Here is a 24,741-nt window from a genome sequence, read left to right as displayed (position 1 = left end):
CACGACAACAGGTTAACGGGCTTGGTAAAACGCAGACGTCTTAATAAAGGTCAGCAACGGCAAGTATCAGTCAATCAGAAAAAACGACTGAAAAACACCGATATAGAATGGACTGACAGCCAGCTTAATGCACCGGAACCCGGTCGCGTTATAAGCCGCTTTGGCCAACATGCCGATATCCGTGATGAGCAGGGGAATACCTATCGCTGCCATATTCGCAGGGTTATCAGCAGTCTGGTGTGTGGCGACAGTGTTTTATGGTCCAGATCTTCGGTTGAGCAACAAGGCATGCAGGGCGTAGTGGTTGCTGTTCAGGAGCGCGACAGCTTGCTCTCGCGCCCCGACTACTACGACGGTCTTAAACCGGTTGCCGCTAATATTGATCAAATCTTTATTATCTCGAGCGTATTGCCAAGCTTCTCCTCTCCGATTATCGATCGCTACTTAGTCGCCTGCGAAGACATTGGCATAGAGCCGGTTATTGTCCTGAATAAAGCCGATTTACTGCCGGAAATAGACGAAGAAGAGCGCAACCATATCCAGCAGCGCTTAAAAGACTACGAGAGTATTGGCTATAAAGTCCTTAACGTCAGCAGCGCGACTCAGGATGGTCTGGATGCCCTGCAGGACATGCTGAAAGACAGTATTTCTATTGTGGTTGGACAGTCGGGGGTGGGTAAATCCTCGCTGGTTAATCAGCTGTTACCTGACGTGAACGCCGAAACAAATTTAGTGTCCGATAATTCAGGATTAGGACAGCACACAACCACAGTCGCGACTTGGTATGACTTAAAGCAAGGCGGCGCATTGATTGACTCCCCCGGGATTCGGGAATTTTCATTGTGGCATCTGGAACCCGAGCGAATCGCTCGTTGCTATGTGGACTTTCGCGACTATTTAGGCGGCTGTAAATTCCGTGACTGCAAACACGCAGACGACCCAGGTTGTGCATTACAGGAAGCTGTCAGCAACAATCAATTGCATGACTGGCGTCTTTCTAATTATCATCGCATTATTGAGACTATGAAAACACAAAAGCCCAGTCGGGCAATTCGAGGTAAATAACTGTGGCTAAGACCGATAAAGTCAAAATATTCTTCCAGCATGTCATGCCTAAGCATTTAATTTCCCGCTTAATAGGAAAGTTTGCTGCGGCGCGTGCCGGATGGTTTACTCAGCTGTTTATCCGTTGGTTTATCCGACAGTATAAAATTGATATGAGTGAAGCCATTGAAGAATCGCCAAAAGCTTATAAAACCTTTAATGCGTTTTTTACCCGCCATTTAAAACCTGAACTCAGACCCTTAGAGGCCAGCGAAAGCGAGCTGGCTCATCCGGTCGATGGTGCTGTCAGCCAATTGGGCGACATTGAAAACGGACGTATTTTTCAGGCCAAAGGCCACGATTATTCGTTACAGGAATTGCTGGGGGGCAACGAAGAAGACGCGAAACCTTTCGTTGACGGTAAATTCGCAACTATTTATTTGGCGCCGAAAGACTATCATCGCATTCATATGCCCTGCGACGGCGTGCTGAAAAAAATGATTTATGTGCCAGGTGATTTGTACTCTGTTAACCCGTTAACGGCGGCTAATGTCCCTAACCTGTTTGCCCGAAATGAGCGCGTGGTTGCCATTTTTGATACCGAAGTTGGCCCCATGTCATTGGTATTGGTTGGCGCTACAATTGTTGCCAGTATCGGTACTGTATGGTCCGGTACCATAACGCCTCCTACCGGCGGGCGTATTCAAAGTTGGTCATATCCAACCTCGGGGCACTCTGCGATACACCTTAAAAAAGGTGAGGAAATGGGTCACTTTAAACTGGGCTCGACCGTTGTGTTGACCTTTGCTAAAGACGCCATTGAGTTTAACGACGAACTTAAACCTCTGTCAGTGACCCGTATGGGTGAAGTCATGGCAGAAATAAAAGAGAGCGACGATTGATTTTATGGGCTCACCGAGGAGCCAGTTATGAGGCTCCGGAAAACACGCTCGCCGCGTTCTCGCGCGCAATGGACAGCGGAGTGCATGGCATAGAGCTGGATGTTTACGCCATTGACGGTGAGCGTTTTGTCTTTCACGACCGGTATTTAGAACGCCTGACAGCCACCCCGGGCAGATTAAAAGATTTAACCGCAGAGCAAATTCGGCATCTGAAAGTCTTCGGTCAGCAGTCTATACCCACGCTGCGAGAAGCTTTAGCTCATATTAACGGACATTGTCATGTCAACATCGAGCTTAAAGGCGATGTGCCGACCAAAGAGCTGTTACTGGACGTTGATTACGCTCTGCAGAACTCGAATTTTAAGCCCGAGCAACTGCTGGTTTCGTCTTTTAACCACCATTGGTTACAACGCCTTAAAAAGCGTCGTCCCAGCATTAAAATTGGAGCGTTAAGTGCCAGTTGCCCTTTGAGTTATTGCTACTTCGCTGAAGAACTCAAAGCCTTCTCAGCTCATTTCGCTGTCGACTTTGTGACACCTGAGTTAGTCGCAGATGGTCATCGCCGGGGCTTACAAGTTTATGTCTATACTGTGGATGGTCAGCACGACATTGAAGAACTGCACGCAATGGGAGTCGACGGTATTTTTACCAATCACCCTAGTTATGCACAAAACGTCGTTGCCGGCCTGACCACTGCCGGCAACGAACCTATTCTGCACTATTAGCACCGCAGACCATCAACTATGATGGTCTGGATACTCTTCCTGTAAAGATTCCAGTTTACGCGTGATAGCCATTGGTGAGCTGGTATTCTTCGCCAGAGCGATATACAGAGCAGGAATAACAAATAACGTCAAAAATGCTGACACTGCAACCCCGGCAAAAATAACCGTACCAATGACCATACGGCTTTCAGCTCCCGGCCCAGAACCGAGGATAAGTGGCACGGAACTCATTAGAGTTGTGAACGCCGTCATCACAATCGGTCGTAAACGCTGTTGCGCAGCTTTAAGCACAGCTTCTTTGAACTCCACTCCTGAATCACGCAACTGATTCGCAAATTCAACAATAAGAATACCATTTTTCGCTGCCAGACCAATGAGCATTACTATGCCTATCTGACTGTATATATTGATGCTCATTCCGGCCAGATACAGCGCCATTAAAGCCCCAACTATAGCCATAGGTACCGCCAGCATAATGACCAACGGATGAATAAAGCTTTCAAACTGCGCAGCCAGAACCAGGAAGGTAATGACCAATGCCAACCCAAAAACAAAGACAATTGAACTACCACTCTCTTTGTACAGTTGAGACTCGCCTTTATAGTCAATTGAGACATCTTCCGGCAGTTTTTCCTGCACCACGCCTTCCAAATAACTCAACGCTTCACCCAGTGAATATCCCTCAGCCAGATTCGCTTCAATGGTGACACTGCGCATACGGTTGTATCGGTTAAGTCGGGCTGAAGTGGCCTGCTCAGTAATGGTTACGAGGTTAGAAAGCGGAATCAATTCGTCACTTTTACGCGAACGTACATAGATATTATCTATGGCGCTGGGGCTACGGTAATCGGCTTTTTCGCCCTCCAGCATCACGTCATACTCTTCACCGCGATCAAGGTAGGTTGTCACTCGTCTTTGGCCTAATACAGACTGCAAGGTGATACCTATATCCTGCACTGAAACTCCTAAATCAGCCGCGCTGGCTTCATCCACCTGAATCAGTAATTGTGGCAAAGTTTCTTTATAGTCACTGTCCAGATCCTGTAAACCCGGGTTGGTAGAAGCTTCCTCAATAACAATGTCACGAAATTCAGCTAAGCGCTCGTAGGTATTCCCCTGCAACACGAATTCGACCGGACGCCCGCCTCCGCCGCTAATACCACTCCGCATAAAAGCGAACGCCTGAACGCCGACAACCGAATCCAACTGAGAGCGCATTTCTTCCATTAGATCAAAACTTGACCAGTCACGCTCGTCAAACGGAACGGCACCGACGATAGCAATACCGGCGCTACCGCCCCAACCGGGAGCACGAACAATCAAACGGTCAATCTTGCCTTCATCAATATAAGGCAAAAGAATCTGTTCTATTTCGTCCATATGTCTGGAGCTGGACTCGAAACTTGCGCCTTCGGCACTGCGCACCTGAATATAAAAAGTACCGCGGTCTTCAGGTGGCGCGAACTCTTGTGGAATAAAGCTGAATAAACCGAACGCAACAACACCCGACATAACCACCAACACGATTGCCATCATAGGCCGCTTCACGCTTTTCTCAAGCACGCCACGGTAACCTTGTTCCAGCCAGTTGAAAGTCGCATCAAAAGCTTTACCAAATTTACTGGTACGCTCTTTTTTACTCAGTATTTTAGAGCTCAGCATTGGCGTTAACGTCAGTGCAGCAATACTGGAGAAAGCAACAGCAGCGGCTATGGCAAGGGCAAACTCCGTAAAAAGCTTACCGATATTTCCGTCTAAGAAAGCCAACGGTACAAATACCGAAATCAGTACCAGGGTTGTCGCAATAACCGCAAAGCCCACTTCTCTGGCTCCACGATAAGCAGCCAGAACCGGAGGCTCTCCCTCTTCTATACGGCGGTATATGTTTTCCAGCACGACAATAGAGTCATCAACCACCAGTCCAATAGCCAGTACCAGCGCCAGCAAGGTTAACAAGTTTATGGAAAAGCCCAGTGCGAATAGCACCATGTAGGACGCAATAATCGCCACAGGCACCGTCAGCGCAGGAACAATAGTTGCCCTTATATTTCCTAAAAACAGGTAAATAACGACAATAACCAGTGCCATCGCCACAGCCAGAGTATTATAAACTTCGTCAACTGAGCCCTGAATAAATATCGACGAGTCATAGCTGGGTGCCAGATACATGGTTTCAGGCAGGGTTTCCTGAATTTTTTTCATTTCCCGGTGAACGTTCTTCACCACATCCAGGGTGTTGCCCTTCGACTGTTTAATGACACCAACACCAACCATGTTAACGCCATTACCCCGGAAGTCGGTTTTGTCATCTTCGGCACCCAGTTCTACCCGGGCCACTTCACCCAACCGGACTAAGTAACCATCGTCGCCCTGTCGTATCACCAAGTTTTTAAAGTCTTCCGGCGATAAATACGCGCGTGCCATACGAACCGAGAATTCTCTGTCGGTTGACTCAACTTCACCTGCCGGAAGCTCAACGTTTTCTTCTCGCAAACGGCTAACAATATCGGTTACCGTCACCTGCCGTGCCGCCATAGCATCACGGTCCAGCCATACACGCATGGCGTAACGGCGGTCACCACCAATGACTACCCGTGCGACACCGTCGGCAACTGACAGACGGTCTACGATGTATCGCTCCGCGTAGTCAGTTAGCTCCAGAATCGACATGCTCTCGCTGCGAAGGTTATACCAGACAATGGTACTCTCATCGCTTGAGGCCTTTGAAACTTCAGGGGGGTCAGCTTCTTCCGGCAGGTTATCAAGTACCCGGGACACCCGCTCACGAACGTCGTTAGAAGCGGCATCAATGTCGCGAGTCAGATTAAACTCTATACTGATACTGGAGCGCCCGTTGCGGCTGCTAGAGCTAATGTTTTTAATGCCTTCTATGCCACTAATACGGTCTTCGACTAACTGCGTGACCTGAGTTTCTACAACTTCGGCAGAGGCGCCGGGGTAGTCTGTATCAATAGTAACTATAGGACGATCGATATCCGGATATTCTCGCAACGGCAGCATGGTAAAAGCTACAATACCGAAAACCACCAGCAGAATATTCAGTACGGTTGCAAAAACCGGACGTTTTACAGAAAGGTCTGACAACAACATAATTTAACCTCCCTGCACAGAAACGGGTACACCGTCACGAAGGCGAACAATACCTTCTATAATAACTTCTTCTCCGGGTTTAAGGCCGCCTGTAATTTCCACAATACCGGGCTTACGTCGACCAATAGTGACTTCTTTTTGGCGCGCGCGATTATCCGGTGTTAACACATACACATATTGTCTGTTTTGAATGGGGATAAGCGCTTTTTCCGGCAACAAAAGAGCTTCATCAATGCTCCGTAGCAAAGTAATTTGCAAAAGCATTCCCGGACGCAGGCGTTCATCATCATTGTTAATTTTTGCACGGACTTTTACTGACCGCGTTACCGGGTCCACACGAGAATCAATGCTGGAAATACGCCCAATAAACTGTTCGCCCGGATATGCACGGCTGCGGGCAATCACTTCCTGATCTACGGCAATACTAGCGAAATAACGTTCAGGAACGCTGAAGTCCACTTTAATAGGTTTGATATCATCAAGCGTTGTAAACACATCCCCCGGACTGACCAGAGAACCGGCGCTTATTTCACGAATACCGACACGGCCTGAAAATGGCGCATAAATCTTCATTTCTTTTAAAGTTGCTTCCGCAACTTCTAAATCGGCCTGGAGCCCATTTACCCGAACTTGTTGCTCATTAAGTTGTTGTTGTGAGGCTGCATTACCACGACGCAATTCGGTTATGCGTTCCAGCTGTCGTTTTGCTTCGTCTAAACTAAATTTGAGTTGTTGCACACGAGCTACTTCTATACGCGCATTTAACTCAGCCAGCAGTTGTCCCTGCTCAACTAAGTCGCCGCTTTCAAAATAGATTTTTTCAACAACGTCCTGAGTTTGCGCGGTAATACGAACCGTTTCATTGGCCATGGCGGTGCCTAACGCTTCAATAGTATCGCGGAACTCACTAATTTCAGCGGTCTGAGTTTTAACCGGAACCGACTGTTCCTTTCCCTCTTCAACCTTAGTTTCAGGCGGAAACCCAAACAAATACACAGCTGCCGCAGTCAGGACAACGACAACAATAGTAATGGGATTAATCCAGGAACGTTTCGCCATGCTTACCTCTAGGTTCTTTTTACAACGGTTTTAACATGGACTATTGTACGCAAAACACCGCCTAAAGGCGGTGCACTTAACGAGGATTCTGGCGGTTTAATCGCAAATTCAATCGTTTGAATGAAACGCGGGGCTGTATTTGTGAATAGCTTCAATAAAAGCAGCAGCATGCTCCGGATCTACTTCGGGGTGAATTCCATGCCCCAAATTGAACACATGGCCAGTACCTGAACCATAGCTTTGTAATATGCTTTGTACTTCTTCCTCAATCCGCGCTGGTTTCGCATACAGTACGCTAGGGTCCATATTTCCCTGCAGCGCGACTTGCCTACCAACACGAGCTCTGGCATCGGATAAATCGGTGGTCCAATCCACACCCAGCGCATCGGCACCGCTGGCAGCCATAGCTTCCAACCATTGCCCACCATTTTTGGTAAATAAAGTAACCGGCACTTTGCGTCCGTCGGCTTCCCGCGTAAGACCCGCTACAATTTTCTCCATGTAAGCCAGAGAAAATGCTTTGTAGTCACGTGGTGATAAAACTCCCCCCCAGGTATCGAATATCATGACCGACTGCGCACCTGCGGCAATCTGCGCATTTAAATACTGAGTAACGGACTCAGCCAGTACATTCAGCAAGGTATGCATAGCTTCAGGATCAGCAAACATCAGTTGCTTCACCTTGGAGAAGTTTTTGGTGCTGCCACCTTCAACCATGTAGGTCGCCAGTGTCCAGGGACTTCCGGAGAAACCAATAAGTGGCACACTGCCATTCAGTTCGCGACGAATAGCGCGCACAGCATCCATCACGTAACCCAGCTCGTCTTCCATATCGGGCACAGCCAGATTTTTAATAGCAGCCATGCTGCGAACCGGGTCTTTAAATTTTGGACCTTCGCCAGCCTCAAAATATAAACCCAGACCCATAGCATCCGGAATGGTCAAAATATCACTGAAGAGTATAGCGGCATCCAGGTCGAATCGACGTAACGGTTGCATGGTCACTTCACAGGCCAGTTCAGTGTTACGGCATAATGACATAAAGTCGCCAGCCTGACCGCGCACTTCTTTATATTCAGGTAAATAGCGCCCAGCCTGACGCATCATCCAGACGGGTGTGCGATCAACAGGTTGTTTTGCCAATGCACGAAGGTAACGATCATTTTTAAGCGCCGGAGCGGTCATAGCGAATCCAATTATTTATCAACATCAATGCCCGGCATTTTATCAGTCCACAGGCATTGGCTCCATGAAAACTTATGCTTACCTCTTTTGAGATAGGTCAATCAACGTTCTTGCTATGGTCCCTTCCGGCGGAATATTCGGAAGGCTGTCAAAAGCAAACCAGTCGCCTGTCACCAATTCGTGCGGATCAATATGCAATTCGCCTTCTGCCCAGTCTGCAGTGTATCCCATCATTAATGAATGAGGGAAAGACCAGGGCTGGCTTAAATGGTACTGAATGTTCTTAACGCGGATACCTGCTTCCTCATAAACCTCTCGCTCTAATGCCTGCTCCAGACTTTCGCCGGCTTCAACAAACCCTGCCAGTATAGAGTGCAACCCAGGCTTATGCCGCTTACCCTGAGCCAGTAAAATTTTGTCACCTTTGCGAATAGCCACGATAATGCATGGCGACACGCGCGGGTAACAACGGTGCTGACACTGGTTACAATGCATCGCCAGCTCCCATTCAATGGTTTGCATGCGGGCACCGCAGCGGCCACAAAAGCGATGAGTATTCAAAAAGTCGCTGAATTGCCGGGCTCTGCCTGCCATCGCAAACTTTTCCATGTCATCCACGGTAAGTAATTGCCGTAAAGGCACGAACTCACCACCAATGAACTGCTCATCCATATAGTCAGCCATGACCAAATAACAGCTACGCTCCCGCAGTTCTCCTATTTCCACTACCCGGTAGTCATTTAAGTCTGGAAAGCTCAGATCTTGCAGGCAGCCAAAAGGGACTTCTCCGCTGTCATCCAGAAAAAGATGGTCAGAGCTCACCACAAACCACCAGGCAGGTTCATCACCCGCCGGTTTTGAATACAAAGTCGCCATATTAATCCCGCGTATCAAATGCGTTTGGTTTTCTGTAAAATCAGTTGAGTTCTAATGCTTCTGAATTTACATTAGGTACTGAAACTATAGACGGAGAGTATCATGTTAAGCCGTAATGAGCAGGCAAAAAAGCGCTGGGGCGGCGCTCATAAAAGTATCGACCTATGGCTATCCGAGCGCCAGGACTTACTGGTGAATTACTTTAAACTTGCCGCGCTCCCGCCTTATGAAAGCATTCGCTCGGGCTTACCCGACGTCACTGATATCCGTAACTTTTGCGGTCAATTAGTCGACTACGTATCGAGTGGTCATTTTGAAATTTATGACCAAATTGTGCGCGAAGCTTCATCTCAGGGAAACTCAGTTGATGATTTGGCTGATGAGTTATTCCCTTTAATTTCTGACACAACCGAAATAGCGTTAGATTTTAACGATAAGTACGGTGAGATAAGCTCAACTGACCACTGTGAAACCTTCGATAGAGATTTATCGGCACTTGGTGAAGCATTGGAATTAAGAATGGAGTTTGAAGACAAACTTCTCAACCATTTAGACGAGCATAATTTAATAACAGCTTAAGCTGACTTTTATTGAATTTATAAAAACGCCGGTAATTCGCCGGCGTTTTTGTATAGATGAAAACTCAACTGAGCTTATTCGGTATCCGGTTCGTCTTTTTGTACGTTAAGTAATTCAACGGTAAAAATCAGCGTTGAATTTGGTGGGATTTGACCATCACCCAATTCACGATCTCCATATGCAAGTTCAGACGGGATCACAAAACGGTACTTAGCACCTTCCTTCATCAACTGCAGACCTTCAGTCCAGCCCGGAATAACTCGGTTTAGCGGAAAAGATGTAGGCTCGCCACGTTCATAGGAGCTATCAAAAACTTCCCCATTAACCAACGTGCCTTCGTAATGAACTTCTACCATATCGGTTTCGGATGGACTAACACCGTCACCCTCTTTAAGAACTTCATACTGAAGACCTGAATCCGTTGTTTGAACACCTTCTTTTTTCGCGTTCTCGGCTAAATACGCTTTACCTTCTTCCGCCGCTTTCTTACCCAATACGTTTTGACGTTGCTCCATAACTTCTTTGCGCATAGTGTTCAGGATTTTTTCAGCTTCCTCATCACTTAACTGAGGATCACCTTTAACCGCATCCACAAAGCCAGCAATAACAATATCGCGTTCCAGCATGAAATCCGCTTCTTCCTGACGTTCTAAGTTACGTGCAATAAACCCGCCAACAGAAGAGCCTAGAGCGTAAGCCTGCTTGTCTTTGTCTGTTTTTAATTCCGTATCATTCGCCGGAAATTTTTCTTGTGAGCAGGCCGCCAGTACCAGCGCGATAGCTGAAATAGCTAACGGCTTCATCAGTTGTTTCATCGTTTTCTCCAATTATCGTCTTGCATCCTTTCGGACTATGCCATAATAGTGTTATCTAACAGAACCATACTACACAACCACAAGGAACTTGCCTATGCCTTTTCTTAAGCTCTGCGGTGCGTTTATTTTGCTGGTTGTAATTACCGGTTGCCAACCTGCACCGGAAAAGGTCAAGAAAACGATTCACGCTGAAAACGGCACCTACGCCGCTGATATTTCCGACGACGGAAACTATAGCCTAGTCTCTACAGATGAAACTGGTTTACTGCTGTGGCCACGTTATGCCACCAACGCCAAGTACCAATGGCAGCATAATGAAAACACCGTCTCTCAGATTATAGACGTTGATATTAGCGCCGACGGGGAAGTGGCGGTTGCAGCATCGCGTAAAGAATTCTCCATGTGGGATATTAATAACGGCGAAAATCTGGGGTTCTGGCAAATAGGTTCAGGCGAGATACAAAAGCTGGTGGTCAGTAAAAAAGGTGGAACGGTGGTGCTTGGAAAGCAAGACGGTACACAGGTTGCTTTCAACCCCGCCTCGGGTCGACGTATTGAATTTTATGGGCATACCGAAAGTATTAATGTTCTTGATATTTCGCCCAATGGTTTTTATGTTCTAAGCGGTTCAAACGACCATTCGGCTATACTGTGGGATACCCGGAGCGGGCAAATTGTGCACCGTTGGCCACTGGAAGGGCGGATCACACAGGTTGCTCTGCACCCTGATGGTCACTTCGCGTTTATCTCAGATGCAATCGATAATTCGATTATTCACTCACTACCAGATGGCGAAATTGCCTCAAAACTTAAATTCATAGAGCGCCATAAAATTTTTAGTGCTGCGCGTTTTAGCGCATCCGGTGATTATCTCATTACCGGCTCGCCATCACGTCAAATTGCAATCTGGGACACCTCGACAGGAGAAGAGCTCACGCACTGGCGGGTAGATTTACGCGACGGAGGACGTCCCAGCAACGCTGCGGTGTTAGCCGTCGTCTTTGATGAAAAACAGCAACAGGTCATTAGCGAGAGCTCTGCCGGTCTTGCTGAGTGGTGGAATATTGATTTAACAGGTAGTAAAGAATGACAGTAGAGAAGATAGAAGCACAATTAACTAATCTGGAAATGCAGTTAACATTCCAGGAAGACACTATTCATTCATTGAATAAACTGGTTACTGAGCAGACTCAGCAAATGAGTGAAATGCAAAAGCAAATTCGCTGGTTAGGAAAGCGCCTAAAACAAATGCAGGAGAATCAGTCGACTGACTCAGATCCGGCAGACGAACCACCCCCTCCTCATTATTAAAGCGTTGGGTTTACCTTGACCTTAGTAAATCAGGTCAGTATAACAACTGTTCTTATTTAGTTTGCGAGAATGTTATGTCATCAAAGCACCCGATTATTGCCGTTACCGGTTCATCAGGAGCAGGAACAACCACCACAGGTCAGGCCGTACGCCATATCTTTCGTTCGTTAGATGTGAGTGCAGCGTTTGTGGAAGGTGACAGCTTTCATCGCTACTCCCGCCCTGAAATGGACTTGGCTATTCGCAAAGCTCAGGAACAGGGTCGTCATATCAGTTATTTTGGTGCCGAAGCCAACGACTTTGACCGGTTAGAATCGTTATTCCGCTCTTATTCGCAAACCGGCAACGGTAAAGTCCGTCGCTATTTACACAGCTTTGATGATGCGGTTCCTTATAACCAAATGCCCGGTACTTTCACGCCCTGGGAAGAACTGCCTGAAAGTACCGATGCACTTTTCTATGAGGGCTTGCATGGTGGTGTTTGCGGAGACGGCTACGATGTAACTCAATATGTTGATTTATTAATCGGTATGGTGCCCATTGTTAACCTTGAGTGGATCCAGAAATTAATTCGCGATACCTCGGAGCGGGGGCACTCACGTGAAGCGGTTACCACCAGCATTATTCGCGGCATGGAAGATTACATTCACCATATTGTTCCGCAGTTTTCGCGTACTCATATCAACTTCCAGAGAGTACCTACGGTTGATACGTCCAACCCTTTCAGCGCCAAGGATATTCCATCACTGGACGAGAGTTTTGTTGTTATTCGTTTTCGCGGTATTAAGAACGTCGACTTCCCATATTACCTGCAGATGATAGACGGCTCGTTTATGTCACGTACCAGCACCCTAGTTGTGCCCGGTGGGAAAATGGCCTTAGCCATGGAGCTTATTCTGACACCGCTGATTGAACAAATTATGGAAAGGAAAAACCAGGTTCGCCGTCAGGTTGACTGGATATCAAGTAAGTAACTACTCACCAACTAACCAGCGACTGTGAAAGTTGGCACCTTTATCCTGAGCCAGAGTCTTGCACAACACGGGTAACAGATGCTCGCTGTCCTGTACCACGCCATAAGGCGGATTAACCCAGAGAAAGCCACAGCCGTGAAGCCCTTTACGCTCATCATTGGTGCGTATATTCAGCTCCATGATCAGAGTCTTAGGCAGATCCGACAAAGCGCCAACGTCGCGATGAAAAGCCGCCGTTTTCAGCTCATCTTTAATGGGATACCAAACCGCAAAGCTGCCGCTTTTCCAGCGTTTTAAGCCCTGTTCAAGCGCGCTGACCACATCGTCAAACTCCGTGGTGTTTTCAAAAGGCGGGTCAATAAGTACCAAACCACGCTTTTCAGCCGGGGGCAGTTGCGCACGCACAGCCTGATAACCGTCCATAGGAGCCAGTATTTGCACTTGTTTGTGTCGCCCCAAGGGGGTGTTTTTAAGAGTCTCTGCGTCTTCTTTATGCAGTTCACAAACAACTAACCGGTCATTTTCGCGTAAAAATTCAGAAGTTATGACCGGTGAACCGGGGTAATACCGAAGCTTATCCTGCTCTTCGTTTAATTGACGCACGGTGCTTAAGTATGCGGCGGCTAAAGGCTCTTCAGCTGAGTGCTCAGCAAAACGAACAATGCCCTGCTCAGCTTCAGCAGTTCTTATTGCCTGATCGCCTTGCAAATCGTAGTAGCCGATACCACCGTGGGTATCGAGTACAAAGTAGGGCTTATTCTTTTGCTGAAAATACTCTAGCGCCCGCGCCAACAGCAAATGCTTAAAAACATCGGCAAAATTGCCAGCATGAAAAATGTGTCGATAATTCAAAGATCAGTCGTCTTGTTGAGGGGATTCAATACGGTAACTGTGGGTAATATTAACCGAAGCTTCCAGCATCTTAGCCACCGAACAGTACTTGTCGGCTGACAGTTTCACCGCACGCTCTACGTGCTTTTCGTTGATATCGGTGCCCACGACCACGAACTCCAGGTGAATGTCGGTAAAAACCTTTGGTACTGAATCGGCACGTGTCCCTGACAACTCACAATAGCAGCGCTGAAAGTTCTGCTTAGCTTTTTGCAATATGCTGACCACATCAACCGATGCGCAACTTCCCGCAGACATTAGCACCATTTCCATAGGGCTGGGCGCCTTGCCCGGGCTGTCACCATCCATAACCACTTGATGACCACTACCTGAGGTAGCCACAAAAGTCATGTCCTCTACCCAGGTGACCTTTGCATTCATGCTATTTGCTGACATTGAAGATCCTTGCTGAACTCAATAAAAGACTACAGTCGGTAACTTTGCAGACGCTCATCGAAAAGGTTTTTTACCAGACCGACAAACTCGTTAATGAAGGCTTCCTGCTGCGGAGTCGGGTGTGTATCCAGAACTTTCGATAACACCTCTTCTAAATCGTAAACGATAGCATCCGTTTCCCGGACAATATCCAGCCGCACAGCCTCATCAAGCTCATTCTGCTCAAACACTGCCATCATGCTTTCTGACAAGCGCTCTTCCATAAAGTCGCGCAAAGTGTAATCCGCAGTTCTTGCGCTGCTACTTTGTTCAGTGAAGACCGGTAACTGACCTGTCAGGTACTGGATTAACTCAATGTATCCGTCTGTTTCAACTATCATCTGTTTCTCTTTGTCACGCGGCCAGGCAACCCATACGTTGCCCAGCCACTAAACTAGCACAGATTGCGATTAAAATTTAAGCCCTGGTGCTAAACTCTCAGGTAAGCTCATGCTGTCAGCTTCCACAGAGGCGACCGGATACGCGCAATAATCCGCCGCATAATACGCACTAGCGCGATGATTACCGCTTGCGCCAATACCACCAAAAGGTGCGGCACTGCTGGCACCAGTAATCGGCTTATTCCAATTCACAATACCTGCACGAATGTGTTTAAAGAAGTAACGATAGGTTTGTTCATCGTCACACAATACACCAGCAGACAAACCATAACGCGTGTTGTTCGCTTCTTTAATAGCCGCATCGATATCTTTAAAACGATACACTTTCAATAATGGTCCGAAATGCTCCTCGTCCGGTAAATCTTCAACTCCGGTTACATCCACAATACCCGGAGTGACAAAGCCTTTCTTCGAATCGGTCTGCTTCATACGAACTAATGACTTAGCTCCTTTATGTAACAGCTCATTCTGTGCATCGACCATTTCGCCCGCAGCTTTAGCAGAAATCATGGCACCCATGAATGGCTGTGGATCAGCTTCGTAGTCGTCGACCAGAATATTCTCAGTCACTTCAATGAGGCGTTCCAGTACAGCACGACCTTGCTCAGAATCTTCGATGAACAAGCGACGTGCACAAGTGCAGCGCTGACCAGAAGTGATGAAAGCCGATTGCACAATATTGTGTACCGCTGCATCAATATCAGCCACATTAGTCACCAACAATGGGTTATTACCGCCCATTTCCAGTGCCAGAATTTTATCCGGACGACCGCCAAATTGTTTATGTAGCAGGTGACCGGTATTTGATGAGCCGGTGAAATACAGACCATCAATTTGTGGATGCGCTGACAATGCTTTACCGGTTTCCACTTCACCCTGAACCAGGTTAAGAACGCCCGCTGGGATGCCTGCTTTTTCCCATAATTTCACGGTTTCCTGAGCCACCATAGGGGTCAGTTCACTTGGCTTGAACACCACGGTGTTACCCGCAATAAGTGCCGGTACAATGTGCCCGTTAGGCAAATGCCCCGGAAAGTTGTAAGGGCCATAAACAGCGACCACGCCGTGCGGCTTGTGGCGGATAAAGGCTTTTGCACCCGGCATGTCGTTTTCAACGGTACCGGTGCGTTCATGGTAGGCTCGTTCTGAAATAGCCACTTTCCCCATCATAGCGCCCACTTCGGTACGAGTTTCCCAAATAGGTTTACCGGTTTCTTTGGCCATGGTACGAGCCAGGTGCTCTTTATTTTCTTCCAGCAATTCAGAGAATTTTTGGCAGATAGCCAGGCGTTCTTCAACACTGCGGCCAGACCAATCCGGAAATGCCGCCCGTGCTGCCAAAATGGCTTTTTCAACCTGAGTTTCACTGGCAGCTTCGCCACTCCAGATAACTTCGTTTCGTGCTGGATCAATCGATTTGAACAGCTGGCCTTCACCAGCTTCCCAACAACCGTCTATAAATTGAATACTGTTCGTCATACAAATACTCCTGCTTAGAGTGCAACAATGCGGGCTTCATCGCCGCTTTCTAAATGCATTGCCTGGGCTTGTTCTGTCGTCAATATGAGTTCGTCTGCACCTGCTGGTAAAGACAGTTTGGTTGCGCGGAAGTTCTTCAGTTGCGTGTTGCAGACAATATGAGGAATACCTTCATCTTCCGCTGTAGATCCGCTGACAGTTACCGTCACTAAACGACTGTTACGGACACTATTAAGATTACACACTTCGGCTTCAACCGTTGGCCCTGCGTCAAATATATCGACGAAGCCTCTGAACCGGAAACCTTCCGACTCCAGCAATTTCAGTGCCGGGCGGGTATTGTCGTGAACTTTACCGACAACCGCCTGCGCTTCCTTACTCAACAAGTTGGTATAAATAGGGAAGCGTGGCATCAATTCAGAAATAAAGACTTTATCACCAATGCCGCTTAAGTAATCGGCTTTAGGAAAGTCCATCGAGAAAAAGTTCTCTTCCAGCCAGTTCCAGAATGGCGAATCCCCATTTTCATCTGAAACACCGCGCATTTCGGCTATTACCCAGTCGCTGAAACGCTGTTTAAACTGCGCTAAAAACAGCATACGGAAACGAGATAAAGTACGTCCGTTCATATTGTGCCGGTAGGGTTCACGCAAAAATAGAGTGCATAGCTCAGAAACACCTGTGTAGTCATTACACAAGGTTAAGGTTTCCAGCGCATTATAAATATTAAGCTTTTCTGAATGATGCACAACTTTACCCAAACGGTAATGCCAGAAGGCTTCATTCAAACCCACCGCAGCTTCAATACCACTGACACCTGCAATAGTACCGGTTTCGGTATCTTCCATAACAAACAGGTAGCTTTCATCGCCCGGTGTTTCAACGGTGTCTTTAGCGAATGCTTTTTGCGCCGCATTAATGCGGCGCTCCAGCAGCGACTGGTCTACCGGTAAGGAAGTAAAACCATGACCGGATTCAATCGCGCACTGATATAACGCTTCGTAATCTGACGGCTTAATGGGTCTGATTAGCAACATAAAACAGCCTCAGTTATTGACCGACGACCTGAGCAACAGCTTTTTCAAAGCGCTGCAGGCCTTCTTTAATGTCTTCTTCAGAAATAACCAGTGACGGGGTAAAACGCACCACATTAGCACCGGCAATCAGTACCATCACGCCATGCTCCTGACCGGCCAGCAAGAAGTCGCGCGCACGCCCTTCGTACTCTTTATTCATTGCCGCGCCAAGTAATAAGCCCTGACCTCGAATTTCGCTGAACACGTTATATTTTTCGTTAATTGCGGCCAGTTGCTCTTTGAACCACTGCTCACGTTGCTTCACGCCGTCCAGCGTTTCTTTCGTATTCACAACATCAAATACCGCTTCTGATACAGCACATGCCAGTGGGTTACCGCCGTAAGTACTACCGTGAGTACCAGGTTTAAGATGCTCAGCAATTTCCGTTGTTGTCAGCATAGCGCCAATAGGGAAACCACCGCCTAAAGCCTTGGCTGAAGTCAGAATATCCGGCGTTACGCCCAGCTGTTCATAAGCATAGAGGCTACCGGTACGGCCAAAGCCTGTTTGTACTTCATCAAAAATCAATAACGCGTCGTTTTCATTACACAGTTCACGTACCGCCTTCACGAATTCCACGTCAGGGCTTACTACGCCGCCTTCACCTTGCAATGGCTCCATCATTACCGCGCAAGTTTTGTCGGAAATCAGTTCCTTAAGCGCGTCGATGTTGTTGTAATCCACATGCTCAATAGCACCAGGTTTTGGACCAAAACCGTCAGAGTAGGCTGGCTGGCCACCCACGGTTACGGTAAAGAAGGTGCGTCCGTGGAAACCTTTGGTAAAAGCAATAATTTGTTGCTTATGCTCACCGTGCTTTTCAATTGCCCAGCGACGCGCCAACTTTAATGCCGCTTCGTTGGCTTCAGCACCTGAGTTAGCGTAGTAAACGCGATCAGCAAAGGTGGCTTCGGTTAATTTCTTCGCCAGACGAATTGCCGGTTCGTTGGTAAAAACATTACTTAGATGCCACAACTTCTGGCTCTGTTCCTGTAGGGCTGACACCATCGCTGGGTGGCAATGACCAAGACAGTTCACAGCGATACCACCGGCAAAGTCGACATACTCACGACCTTCTTGATCCCAAACACGAGCACCTTCTCCTTTAACTGGAATCATCGATGCCGGGTTGTAGTTTGGAACCATTACATCATTAAACATTTCACGGTTTACTGTCTTATTGTCTGTCATTACTCTCGTCCTTATCGCCTTAGCGAGTTAACAAAGGTGTCAACAAATTCATCTCTAAAAGTAGCCGGCTATTATGCCAAAATTTGTGCAGTTTGTCTGTGATAATTCGGTTATAAATCCCTAATCCCGAGGGTTTACGCTTTTCTTGCATAAGATACGAATAGTTATGCTAATGCATACTGAAACCATGAATCTTTAGTCATTATTTTTTAGGTCACGAAAATGTTTTCTCCGAATTAACATTTAAGTACGCAGAATTACATTGATCTTTAACTGGTGTTAATTTAGCCTGACTTATTGAATAAATGTTCGGCAACAGAAGACGTTATGGAAAATCAGACTCCGCCCCTGAACGCCTCATCTCAACCACAGTTAAAGCTTACCTACTTACGTCCGGGCGACGTAATTGATGTTGAGTTTTCTTCGGCGACCAAGGTGCGCACCAAGCTTCAGGTTGTGGGCTTTGATACCGGTAACTATTTATTGTTAAAACAGCCGAATCCACGCACTGACGGCAGCTATGCCGATGTGTTATATGAAGGCAACCCGGTTATTGTTCGCTTGGTTTTAGAGGGAGAAGCGGGTGAATGCCTGGCGTTTAAAACAAAGATCCGGGCCGTCTCAAATATCCCGTTCAGGTTGCTGTATCTGGATTATCCGAAAGAAATTGAGAATCGCGCACTACGCGCACAGCGGAGGGTTCGAACACACATTCCAGTCGATGTTACTGCTGACGGCAGCCAGACTAACACTAAAAAGAAATTGGCCAGTGGTGTTATCGTCGATATCTCTTCTGCCGGGTGTCGAATTGTGTTTAAGGCGCAGAACCAGACAGGTAATGTCACTCATATGAATATAAAAATCAGTATTGGCTCGGGTTCTCAGAAAGAGCCTCTGACTCTTTCAGGTCAAATTATGAATCAGCGCAAAGAGCATGGAATGATAAGTGTTGGCGTGCGCTTCACTGACGAGGAAGCGCATATCGGTAAAGTGTTCGAGCATTTATTAATCGACACCGAGTTTGAGTGCTGACCTCTCTATTCCGGCACGACAATTGGCGGGCGTTTTAAGCTCACATTGTGCAAGCGAGCAACAGTTTCTGACGTTATTGAATGCTTATTGAGTAGATGTTTACCCTCTTCCAGACTGGCAAGGTCCACTTCCCGCAGCATTCTGAATTCGCAATAAGCATTAGCTTGGGCTAAGGCTTCCGCGTATTCAGATTCATAGCCTTTGTCTTTCGTTTTGCTTTGCGTAAAAGCCAATAAGTGTTTGCTTACCGGAACACGCTTTAACCCCCAGCCTTCAGCAACCAGATAGCTCACGTCTTTATCCTTTTCCAGCATTAAGTCGCGTAGAAAGCGTTCGTCCGGAGTTAAAGTGACAATAGTATTGTGGCGCTCGGGTGACTTATCGTTAACGCTTTGCATAGCGAATTCGCGCTGCACATCATCAAATAAACGCAAATACAGCTTGGTTAAGGCAATTTTTCCCAGCTCATGGAACATACCAATGGTATAGGCTAGAACCGGATCTCGCAGGTTACGCTCTACCGCAATATTGTGTGCAGCAATAGCCGTACCCAGCGAATGCTCCCAAATTTTGCGGCGGAATAAGGTGAAGGGTTGCGTTGCCGGCGGCAGCCAGTTTTGCATAATATAAGCGGGAGCCAGCAGGCGTAGGTTTTCGGTGCCCACAAAGCTCATGGCTACCCTAAGGTTATCAATTTTCACCTGCTTATTCCGGTCGATAAACGGTGGTTGATTGACCGTACGGATTAACCCCGTATGAAACCAGTCCATACCTTGCACAACGGATTCAATCCGGCGCATAGAAGCAGCTTTCATGCTAAGCGTATCGAGCAATTCAGGTAGCTTTTCAGGTAATGGGATCAAGCGTTCGCGAATGTAGTCACCATCTTCGATGCTTTTCAACGCACGATGATAAATCTCTTCATGCAATTCATCGGAAATACGATCGGCGTAACGTTGGCGCGCTTGCGCTTTACGGTCGCGCTCTTCGTAATTCAGACGCTCAACTTCTAAAAGCTTACGTCGCTGCTCATGCTCTTCGTCGTCGGTACCATCTTCTTTTGAGCGAGTTTTACGCGCAAACGGAAAGCTTATCAGATAGTTGATAAAGCGTTTTTCTAAGCGCAGGGCGGGATCATTACTACCGCCTTCTGTGGTACCCGCAAAAAAGTGGAACATGTTACCTCGGTATTAGCTGAACTGCGGCAGTATTATGTTGAATAAGCAGAGAAAATACTACTTACTGATTATCGTATATAACGTAAAAAATTCGCTAACAGATTATGTCCTTGTGCTGTCATCACAGACTCGGGATGAAACTGAACACCAAACAGCGGCAAATGCCGGTGCCTTATTGCCATAATCTCGCGCTGGCCTTTTTCGGTTTCTGTATCGGCATCAATGACAAAATCTGTTGATAAGCTTTCAGGAGAAACAACAAGGGAATGGTAGCGGGTCACTTCTAAAGGGTTATTTAGCTGTCGGAAAAGTCCCTCGCCGGAGTGTTTAATCACACTGGTTTTTCCATGCATAACTTTTTCTGCCCGAATAACATTTGCACCAAAAACCTGCGCCAATGCCTGATGACCAAGACACACACCTAATATTGGCAGTTTAGTCTGAAAGTGCTCAATAGCAGCTAAAGATATTCCCGACTCGTTGGGAGTACAGGGGCCAGGTGATATAACAAGTGCTTGCGGTGCTATCTGCTCTATGTCGGTAAGGGTTAATTCATTATTCCTGAAAACACTAACGTCTTCGCCTAATTCCCGAAAGTAGCGTGCAAGGTTGTGAGTAAATGAATCAAAGTTATCAATTAAAACAATCATACTGCTAGGACAGCCGCTCGCTTAGCCAGTCTTTAAAATGGACTGGCCGGGCGAAGTAGAACCCCTGCAATAAATCAGCGCCATTTTCTTTCAGTAATTTAACCTGAGTTTCAGTTTCTACGCCTTCTGCTACCGAGGAAACCGATAGAGATTTAGTCATATTCAGCATAGCCAGCAGCAGCCCCATATGTTTGTCATTCACCTCTGCGAGCTGAACAAACTCCCGGTCTATCTTTAGCTCGCCTATTGGCAGTTGCTGAATGCGCATGAAATTAGAATACCCAGTCCCAAAGTCATCAATAGAAAATACGACGCCGAGCCCGGCAAGCCGCGACATTGTTTGCTCGACTATTTCAGGGTCAGCTAACAGTAAGTTTTCAGTAATTTCAATGGTCAGTTGATTCAGCGGTGCATTTTGTTCGGCAAATATTCTTTGTACCGTCTCGACATAGTCGTCTTGTAAAAACTCAATTGGACTGACATTCACCGCTATACGATCATTAAGCCCTTTATCGCTCAGCTGCCGCACAACGAAAGCGACCTGACTCAACAATTCTTTAGCCATAGGAATAATCAGCTTAAAACGCTCCGCAATTGGAATAAATTGATCTGGAGGAATGATCTCTCCGGCTTCGTTGCGCCAACGCATTAGAGCCTCTGCACCATGAACAACACCGTTGGTATCCACTTTAGACTGCAACCAGCATTCGAACTGCCCTTTACCCAAAGACGCTCGTAAGGCCACTTCGGTTTCGGCATCGGTTACAACCGAGTTAGATATTTCAGCTCGGTGTACCGCAACTTTATCCCGGCCGCTATGTCGTGCATTAGACGTTGCCGTATCGGCCTGTGACAGCAGTCCGGAAGCATTTTCATCACCTCCACTTAAACTGACACCGACACTTGCGGTGAGATAATGCGTCTGGAATGCCGTTTTAAACGGCTCGCGCAGTACGCCGTGCAGCTTATCAATAATAGCCAGACTGGTTTCGGTAGAGTCCTGCATAACCCCCACCCAAAATCTGTCACCAAGATCTCTCGCTATCCAGCCCGAATCGCCAATAGTTTTTCTCATTCGCTGTGCAATTAACTGAATAACACGATCACCTTCCTCGTGTCCGTGAATTGTATTAACGCGATTAAAGTAGTCAATATTAACGGCTGCGACAGCAATGGGTAACTGACTTTCAATACGTTTCTCAACCAGATCAAGAAAACGATGACGATTTGGCAACCCCGTTTGCTCATCGAAGTTTGCTAAATATTCAAGCTTACGGGCATTTTCTTTTTGCTCGGTAATATCCCGTATAATGCCAACATATTGCGTTTCACCAGAATGCGTTATCTCGGTTACCGCCAAATCGATAGGAAACACTTCTCCAGTTTTGCGCTTAGCCTGAACTTCGCGGCCAATACCAATAATGCGGGCGCGGCCTGTTTTTTGATAAGCACTAATATAACGGTCATGTTCACGGGCATAGGGTTCAGGCATTAACACGCTAACATTTTTACCCTTCACTTCAGCGGCGCTGTAACCGAACATGCGTTCAGCCGGCACACTAAAGTTAATAATCATGCCGTTATTGTCGATGGTAATAACTGCATCCAGTAAATTGTCCAGTGTGCTGCGTAAGGTGTTGGCTTGCTCTTGCAACTGCTGCAAACGGTACTTTTTAACCGTAATATCCTGAATGGCACCAAACAGTGCCATGTCACCATTTTTCAGCGTTCGGGTAATGCCCGTAATAGCAACCCAGTGAATTATTCCGCTTCTGTCTTTAAGACAGCTTTCTGCCGACCAGCTATGGTGATTTTGAAAGCTTTGCTCGACCAGGTGCTCAATATTTTCACGGTATTCAGGAAGGTGAAACGCCATTGCCTGTTCATAAGTAATGGGTTCATCCTGGGCTACACCATGAATTTCTCGTAACTGAGGGCTCCAATATAAATCTCCGGACGCGGGTTCATACCAAAAGCTGCCAATGTTAGCCATGGTTTCAACACTGGTTAGCAACTCCTTTTCGCGCTGTTCCGGAGATTTATCCACCATAGTTAAATTTATCCCGGGTAAGGTACAAAACCTACCGCTTTATAAACATCTGACAAAGTTTTTGCTGAGGCTTCACGTGCCTTATCAGCGCCTTGTTTCATAACCTGTTGCAAAAATGCCTGATCATTACGCATTGCGTGATACCTCTGCTGTATCGGTTCCAGCATGGCAACCACAGATTCCGCCACATCCACCTTTAGATGCCCGTACATTTTGTCTTCGTACTCAGGTACCAGCTCGTCTATCGACTTACCTGTGGCAGCTGACATAATGCTAAGCAAATTCGAGACGCCCGGCTTTTCTTCCTGATTAAAGTAAATGCGCGCCTGCTCATCAGAGTCGGTAACGGCTTTCTTAATTTTCTTCAGAATCTTCTTCGGCTCTTCCAGCAAGCCGACAAAATTATTTGGATTATCGTCCGACTTTGACATTTTCTTAGTCGGTTCCTGCAGTGACATCACCCGCGCCCCGACTTTTGGAATCATTGGTTCCGGAATCGTAAAAATATCGCCATACAAGTTATTAAAACGTTCAGCAACATTACGCGTCATTTCCAGGTGCTGCTTCTGGTCATCTCCCACCGGCACTTCATTCGCCTGGTACAACAGAATGTCTGCCGCCATTAGCGCCGGATAAGTGAACAAACCCGCATTAATATTACTAGCGTGACGCTGAGACTTATCCTTAAACTGCGTCATGCGGTTTAGCTCGCCCATTTGCGTGTAGCAGTTAAGCACCCAGGCTAATTGAGAATGTTCCGGCACGTGCGACTGAATAAACACCGTACTTTTTGCCGGGTCAAGGCCACAAGCCAGGTACAAAGCCAGTCCATCAAGAGTTGCTTGCTGCAGTTTCTCGGCGTCCTGGCGTACAGTAATGGCGTGCTGATCAACCAACATAAACTTACAGTCGTGAGTGTCCTGCATCTTAACCCACTGACGTAATGCGCCAATATAATTACCAATAGACAACTGTCCCGACGGCTGACAACCACTTAACACAATTGGTTTCGACATTACTGTTTCCTCTAAGAACCTGTTACCGCAGCGATTTCATCGCGCATTGTCTGGATGACACTGGCGTAATCATCCGCATTAAAAATAGCTGAACCAGCAACGAACATGTCCGCGCCAGCTTCTGCAATTTCACCAATATTTGAAACCTTAACACCACCATCCACTTCCAGGCGTATGTCGCGCCCACTTGCTTTAATTCGTTTACGCACCGCTCTGAGCTTATCAAGCGTTGACGGAATAAAAGACTGCCCGCCAAAACCCGGATTAACCGACATCAGTAAAATGACATCCACTTTATCCATAACATGATCAAGGTAATGCAGCGGTGTTGCAGGGTTTAACACTAAACCCGCCTGGCAACCCTGTTCGTGAATAAGCTGTAAAGTCCGGTCAACATGGTCGGATGCTTCCGGGTGGAAAGTAATGATAGAAGCCCCGGCTTCGGCAAAGTCTGGAATAATACGGTCAACAGGCTTAACCATTAAATGCACGTCAATTGGCGCTTCAATTCCGTAATCACGTAACGCTTTGCATACCATAGGACCTATCGTCAGGTTAGGCACGTAGTGGTTATCCATCACGTCAAAATGCACGACATCGGCACCAGCGTTCAATACCGCGTCAACTTCCTCACCTAACCGCGCGAAGTCCGCAGACAGTATCGACGGTGCAATTAGTGGTTTCATTGTTCGTTTTCCTGACCTATTTCAAAATGATGCTTATTGTAGCAGTTAACCCATGACAAAAAAATTCGCAATGA

Annotated in this window: 24 protein-coding genes; 8 read left to right on the top strand and 16 right to left on the bottom strand. The window is 47.0% G+C overall.

The features are described 5' to 3' along the window. The first annotated feature begins 21 nt into the window (after nucleotides 1-21). Genes rsgA through DEU30_RS12785 form a run of 3 tightly spaced genes read left to right on the top strand, consistent with a single transcriptional unit; the run spans nucleotide 22 to nucleotide 2,671 of the window. On the top strand, nucleotides 22-1,065 hold the full coding sequence (gene rsgA, locus DEU30_RS12795; protein WP_114982407.1) for a small ribosomal subunit biogenesis GTPase RsgA: 1,044 nt from the start codon (nucleotides 22-24) through the stop codon (nucleotides 1,063-1,065). Between the two features lie 2 nt (nucleotides 1,066-1,067). Next, nucleotides 1,068-1,946: an archaetidylserine decarboxylase gene (gene asd, locus DEU30_RS12790; protein WP_011235528.1), complete on the top strand. Its 879-nt coding sequence runs from the start codon at nucleotides 1,068-1,070 to the stop codon at nucleotides 1,944-1,946. Further along, a complete protein-coding gene (locus tag DEU30_RS12785) occupies nucleotides 1,943-2,671 on the top strand; it encodes a glycerophosphodiester phosphodiesterase (RefSeq protein WP_110013392.1) in 729 nt (242 codons plus the stop codon). The genes asd and DEU30_RS12785 overlap by 4 nt, the downstream gene beginning before the upstream one ends. A 12-nt stretch (nucleotides 2,672-2,683) precedes the next feature. On the opposite strand, the gene DEU30_RS12780 is transcribed toward DEU30_RS12785, so the two are convergent. The 4 genes from DEU30_RS12780 to nudC form a co-directional block, all read right to left on the bottom strand. Further along, nucleotides 2,684-5,782 carry an efflux RND transporter permease subunit gene (locus DEU30_RS12780; RefSeq protein ID WP_011235530.1) on the bottom strand — a complete coding sequence of 1,033 codons (3,099 nt, stop codon included), beginning with the start codon at nucleotides 5,780-5,782 and terminating at the stop codon, nucleotides 2,684-2,686. Nucleotides 5,783-5,785: 3 nt separating this feature from the next. Beyond that, the gene (locus DEU30_RS12775; RefSeq protein WP_011235531.1) at nucleotides 5,786-6,841 is read right to left on the bottom strand and encodes an efflux RND transporter periplasmic adaptor subunit; all 1,056 of its coding nucleotides are present in this window, start codon (nucleotides 6,839-6,841) and stop codon (nucleotides 5,786-5,788) included. Between the two features lie 108 nt (nucleotides 6,842-6,949). After that, on the bottom strand, nucleotides 6,950-8,026 hold the full coding sequence (gene hemE, locus DEU30_RS12770) for a uroporphyrinogen decarboxylase (RefSeq protein WP_034822598.1): 1,077 nt from the start codon (nucleotides 8,024-8,026) through the stop codon (nucleotides 6,950-6,952). Between the two features lie 78 nt (nucleotides 8,027-8,104). Then, nucleotides 8,105-8,902, bottom strand: coding sequence for an NAD(+) diphosphatase (gene nudC / locus DEU30_RS12765; protein WP_034822599.1), 798 nt, complete (start codon nucleotides 8,900-8,902; stop codon nucleotides 8,105-8,107). A gap of 102 nt (nucleotides 8,903-9,004) precedes the next feature. Here nudC and DEU30_RS12760 point away from each other — a divergent pair, with 102 nt between their 5' ends. Further along, nucleotides 9,005-9,481, top strand: a complete 477-nt coding sequence (locus DEU30_RS12760) for an Rsd/AlgQ family anti-sigma factor (protein ID WP_011235534.1) — start codon at nucleotides 9,005-9,007, stop codon at nucleotides 9,479-9,481. A gap of 74 nt (nucleotides 9,482-9,555) precedes the next feature. On the opposite strand, the gene fkpA is transcribed toward DEU30_RS12760, so the two are convergent. Then, the gene (fkpA, locus tag DEU30_RS12755; protein WP_011235535.1) at nucleotides 9,556-10,296 is read right to left on the bottom strand and encodes an FKBP-type peptidyl-prolyl cis-trans isomerase; all 741 of its coding nucleotides are present in this window, start codon (nucleotides 10,294-10,296) and stop codon (nucleotides 9,556-9,558) included. 94 nt (nucleotides 10,297-10,390) lie between these two features. Between fkpA and DEU30_RS12750 the strand changes: the two genes are divergently transcribed. From DEU30_RS12750 to DEU30_RS12740, 3 genes are all read left to right on the top strand, one after another. Further along, nucleotides 10,391-11,386, top strand: coding sequence for a PQQ-binding-like beta-propeller repeat protein (locus tag DEU30_RS12750; RefSeq protein ID WP_114982408.1), 996 nt, complete (start codon nucleotides 10,391-10,393; stop codon nucleotides 11,384-11,386). After that, on the top strand, nucleotides 11,383-11,607 hold the full coding sequence (locus DEU30_RS12745; protein ID WP_114982409.1) for a SlyX family protein: 225 nt from the start codon (nucleotides 11,383-11,385) through the stop codon (nucleotides 11,605-11,607). The genes DEU30_RS12750 and DEU30_RS12745 overlap by 4 nt, the downstream gene beginning before the upstream one ends. A 74-nt stretch (nucleotides 11,608-11,681) precedes the next feature. Beyond that, a complete protein-coding gene (locus DEU30_RS12740; protein ID WP_011235538.1) occupies nucleotides 11,682-12,581 on the top strand; it encodes a phosphoribulokinase in 900 nt (299 codons plus the stop codon). Here the strand turns inward: DEU30_RS12740 and rlmJ are convergent, their stop codons facing one another. The 6 genes from rlmJ to DEU30_RS12710 all read right to left on the bottom strand — a co-directional run bounded on the left by rlmJ (nucleotide 12,582) and on the right by DEU30_RS12710 (nucleotide 18,055). Beyond that, nucleotides 12,582-13,433, bottom strand: coding sequence for a 23S rRNA (adenine(2030)-N(6))-methyltransferase RlmJ (rlmJ, locus tag DEU30_RS12735; RefSeq protein ID WP_011235539.1), 852 nt, complete (start codon nucleotides 13,431-13,433; stop codon nucleotides 12,582-12,584). Between the two features lie 3 nt (nucleotides 13,434-13,436). Next, nucleotides 13,437-13,868: an OsmC family protein gene (locus DEU30_RS12730; RefSeq protein ID WP_114982410.1), complete on the bottom strand. Its 432-nt coding sequence runs from the start codon at nucleotides 13,866-13,868 to the stop codon at nucleotides 13,437-13,439. Nucleotides 13,869-13,897: 29 nt separating this feature from the next. Next, nucleotides 13,898-14,248 (bottom strand): DUF3802 family protein, encoded by a 351-nt coding sequence (locus DEU30_RS12725; RefSeq protein ID WP_011235541.1) that lies wholly within the window; start codon nucleotides 14,246-14,248, stop codon nucleotides 13,898-13,900. 69 nt (nucleotides 14,249-14,317) lie between these two features. Next, the gene (gene astD / locus DEU30_RS12720; RefSeq protein ID WP_114982411.1) at nucleotides 14,318-15,787 is read right to left on the bottom strand and encodes a succinylglutamate-semialdehyde dehydrogenase; all 1,470 of its coding nucleotides are present in this window, start codon (nucleotides 15,785-15,787) and stop codon (nucleotides 14,318-14,320) included. A 14-nt stretch (nucleotides 15,788-15,801) separates the two neighbouring features. Further along, entirely contained in the window at nucleotides 15,802-16,824 is a 1,023-nt protein-coding gene (gene astA / locus DEU30_RS12715) for an arginine N-succinyltransferase (RefSeq protein ID WP_110013401.1), read from the bottom strand. 13 nt (nucleotides 16,825-16,837) lie between these two features. Next, entirely contained in the window at nucleotides 16,838-18,055 is a 1,218-nt protein-coding gene (locus tag DEU30_RS12710) for an aspartate aminotransferase family protein (protein ID WP_011235544.1), read from the bottom strand. Nucleotides 18,056-18,382: 327 nt separating this feature from the next. Here DEU30_RS12710 and DEU30_RS12705 point away from each other — a divergent pair, with 327 nt between their 5' ends. Continuing rightward, nucleotides 18,383-19,087: a flagellar brake protein gene (locus DEU30_RS12705; protein WP_034822618.1), complete on the top strand. Its 705-nt coding sequence runs from the start codon at nucleotides 18,383-18,385 to the stop codon at nucleotides 19,085-19,087. Nucleotides 19,088-19,092: 5 nt separating this feature from the next. Here DEU30_RS12705 and DEU30_RS12700 read toward each other — a convergent pair whose 3' ends face one another. From DEU30_RS12700 to rpe, 5 genes are all read right to left on the bottom strand, one after another. Continuing rightward, nucleotides 19,093-20,265 carry an HDOD domain-containing protein gene (locus tag DEU30_RS12700; protein WP_114982412.1) on the bottom strand — a complete coding sequence of 391 codons (1,173 nt, stop codon included), beginning with the start codon at nucleotides 20,263-20,265 and terminating at the stop codon, nucleotides 19,093-19,095. 68 nt (nucleotides 20,266-20,333) lie between these two features. Beyond that, entirely contained in the window at nucleotides 20,334-20,915 is a 582-nt protein-coding gene (locus DEU30_RS12695) for an aminodeoxychorismate/anthranilate synthase component II (RefSeq protein WP_114982413.1), read from the bottom strand. A 4-nt stretch (nucleotides 20,916-20,919) separates the two neighbouring features. Next, nucleotides 20,920-22,965, bottom strand: a complete 2,046-nt coding sequence (locus DEU30_RS12690; RefSeq protein ID WP_034822622.1) for a bifunctional diguanylate cyclase/phosphodiesterase — start codon at nucleotides 22,963-22,965, stop codon at nucleotides 20,920-20,922. A gap of 8 nt (nucleotides 22,966-22,973) precedes the next feature. Then, nucleotides 22,974-23,981 carry a tryptophan--tRNA ligase gene (trpS, locus tag DEU30_RS12685; protein WP_034822624.1) on the bottom strand — a complete coding sequence of 336 codons (1,008 nt, stop codon included), beginning with the start codon at nucleotides 23,979-23,981 and terminating at the stop codon, nucleotides 22,974-22,976. Nucleotides 23,982-23,992: 11 nt separating this feature from the next. Beyond that, the gene (gene rpe / locus DEU30_RS12680) at nucleotides 23,993-24,667 is read right to left on the bottom strand and encodes a ribulose-phosphate 3-epimerase (RefSeq protein WP_034822626.1); all 675 of its coding nucleotides are present in this window, start codon (nucleotides 24,665-24,667) and stop codon (nucleotides 23,993-23,995) included. Nucleotides 24,668-24,741 lie beyond the last annotated feature (74 nt).

The sequence above is a fragment of the Idiomarina sp. 017G genome (genome assembly GCF_004362265.1).
In the GTDB taxonomy this organism is placed as follows: domain Bacteria; phylum Pseudomonadota; class Gammaproteobacteria; order Enterobacterales; family Alteromonadaceae; genus Idiomarina; species Idiomarina loihiensis.
The sequence above is the reverse complement of the archived record's forward strand: the minus strand, read 5'-3'. Positions and strand labels throughout refer to the sequence as shown.